Raw genomic sequence first — 2523 nt, forward strand, 5'->3', positions numbered from 1 at the left:
TCTCCTGCCAAGTCTCCTAGAGCATCGTATGTTGGAAGCTTGGGGCTGTGTAAGTACCAATGCACAAACGAAACCAGTCCTCCAACTACCGGCACTAAGAAAATTAAATAATCCAATTTTGACCTCGATACTTCCAAGACGTATAACGTCGAACATAAGGTGCGCCACGATGAACTCACCAAGCGAACCGGACTCCATACCAAAACTGCCGAGTGTAACGCGTCACCTTGATGTTTTTGTTAGCTCCCGCTCCCAAAGCTTGATTGGTTTCATCTCATCCAGCTCGTAAATAGAGATTTTTCTGATGCAATGTTCGCTTACAGGTACCACCAAATTTGAAATAATCTCCTCATGGGAACTCTCCATTGGCGTCAAGCTCTTAAGCGTACAATGAGGGTTATAAGGAAACGGACTGTCATCAAAAACAATTGCAGTTTCAGTTATCTTTGCATGAAGTCTGTCGAATTCTTCACGTTCTGGTTCTGCAAAGTAGATTTCTGTATCAGGGAAATGACTAACCCCTTTAAATTTGAACTGTATACAAGAGTAATTCTGAAGAACTTGCTCAAGTTGTGAAACCACCACACTTAGCTTCTGCCCTTTGCTGATAGGTCCTACGCCAGATGAACCAGCCAAAGTTATTTCTTCAGGAAAATGGGCAATACCGGGTTCAAGTGTCACCCGTGTAGAATGAATCCAACTTGCTACTTCACCTGATAACTCTGCAACAATGTATGTAGGTTTAGATATTTCCATGACTTGTTTACTTCCTAAGAGAGCTAACGCCAGCCATAAGGTGCGCCCCACGAAACTCACCAAGCCAAATGAACTCCAAACCAAAACTGCCGAGTGTAATGCGTCACACTTGATGGCCTTGTTATGGCAAACTCAAAGGAGCCAAGCGCTTAACAGACACGCTACAAAATGATCTGCTCCAACTCCGAACAGTCTACTCTAGCGTCAATACTTGAACAGTAAGAAAGGCATAACTTCATGAACTAATTAACAAAATCAGAAGTTATTCGACAAAGAATTGATCTTTACCAACTGGTTAAATCGGAATCTTCAGGAAAAATAGCCAGGAACCAAACATTGATAACCATAGTCCAAAATAGAACATTTTCATTCGATGAAGTTTCAGAAATGGCTATCAGCGTAAACCCTGAGCAAATCAAGTGTGCTGCGGGCAAAACCAACCAAACCCACAGTTCGTTATACCGAAAAGCGTTCAGGTATATCGCCTGAAACGAGCGACTTGATAGCTGCTAAGCTTGACCCTCAGGACGAAAAGCGAACACCACGTTGCCTGTGTGAACCAATGCCATAACGCCTGCGATAAGGTGCCCCACGCTGAACTAGCAAAGCGCACCGAACTTCATACCAAAACTGCCGAGTGTAACGGGTCACCTTGATTGCCTTGTTATGGCAAACTCAAGGAATTTGAATTACTTACCAAATATGCTACCGCTACAGAAATATCGGCTTGAACGCGAAACAGTTTAACCTAACAATAAAACCCAAACAGAAATTTATACATAACTTCATGAGCCAACGAGCAAAATCAGTGGTCACTGGACAAAGAATTGCTCTTTACCAACTGATATAAATCAGAAGCTTCGGGAAAATTAACAAGAATTAAAACCTGATAGCCCTTAGCCAAAATTTAAGAGCTGGTTTTCGATGAAGTTTCTGGCATTTCTGACAGCCCGCGCAAGTGGTAAATCAGGCGTGCTGCGGACAAAGCCCGCTAAATTCACAGTTCGTTATACACTGAAAGCGTTCAGGTATATCGCCCGAGAAATTCGGATGAATAGCCGCTAAGCTTGACCCACAAACCTTGACGCGAACACCACGTTGCCTGTGCTTTTAAGCCATAACGCCTGCAATAAGGTGCCCCACGAATAACCAGCAAAGCGCACCGAACTYCAWACCAAAACYGCCGAGTGTAATGGGTCACCTTGATTGCTTTGTTATGCAACTCCATMCATTACTGCGAGCATACTTGGCCGATAATCTTTCCACGCTTGATGAGACTGCGGCATGCAGACAACAAGCGCAGACTCCAATAATTCAGATTTACTTTCAACACCTTGAGCCAGACCAACTTGAATGACAACCTGATACAGATTTGATTGGCTGCTGCACCKCACTATTGGTTAAGACAAGCTGCTGCCYTTTCAAAGCAATGTAACGACGGAAACTCACGGCTGAATTGCCAGGGTAAAAGGCGACAAAGAAAACGACAACCTGCTGTTCTCTGAGCTTTCAGGCAGCCTTTCGCTGAACAAATAGCCAGAGAAATCGAGGTATAGAACGATGAACCTTCTACCATTGAAGAACTTGGCTCTAAGGTGCATAACGCCTGCGATAAGGTGCCCCACGCCAAACCAGCAAAGCGCACCGAACTTCATACCAAAACCGCCGAGTGTAACGGGTCACCTTGATTGCCTTGTTAGGCATTTCCACATGCGACCTTCCTACTTGGCCGCCGAACTCTCAGCGTACTCCGGCGCCAACCGTGCG

At 44.7% G+C, this 2523-nt stretch carries 1 protein-coding gene; it reads right to left on the reverse strand.

Features of this window, described 5'->3' with window-relative positions; genetic code table 11:
- Window positions 1–222: 222 nt before the first annotated feature.
- Window positions 223–756 (reverse strand): 2'-5' RNA ligase family protein, encoded by a 534-nt coding sequence (locus tag EIZ48_RS27910; RefSeq protein ID WP_160658636.1) that lies wholly within the window; start codon window positions 754–756, stop codon window positions 223–225.
- Window positions 757–2523 lie beyond the last annotated feature (1767 nt).

It is taken from the genome of Photobacterium alginatilyticum, from assembly GCF_009910675.1.
GTDB classification, from domain to species: Bacteria; Pseudomonadota; Gammaproteobacteria; order Enterobacterales; family Vibrionaceae; genus Photobacterium; species Photobacterium alginatilyticum.

Bases quoted from the DNA above. Each gene is read 5' to 3' on its own strand.
- EIZ48_RS27910 (WP_160658636.1), bottom strand. From the start codon at position 756: ATGGAAATATCTAAACCTACATACATTGTTGCAGAGTTATCAGGTGAA.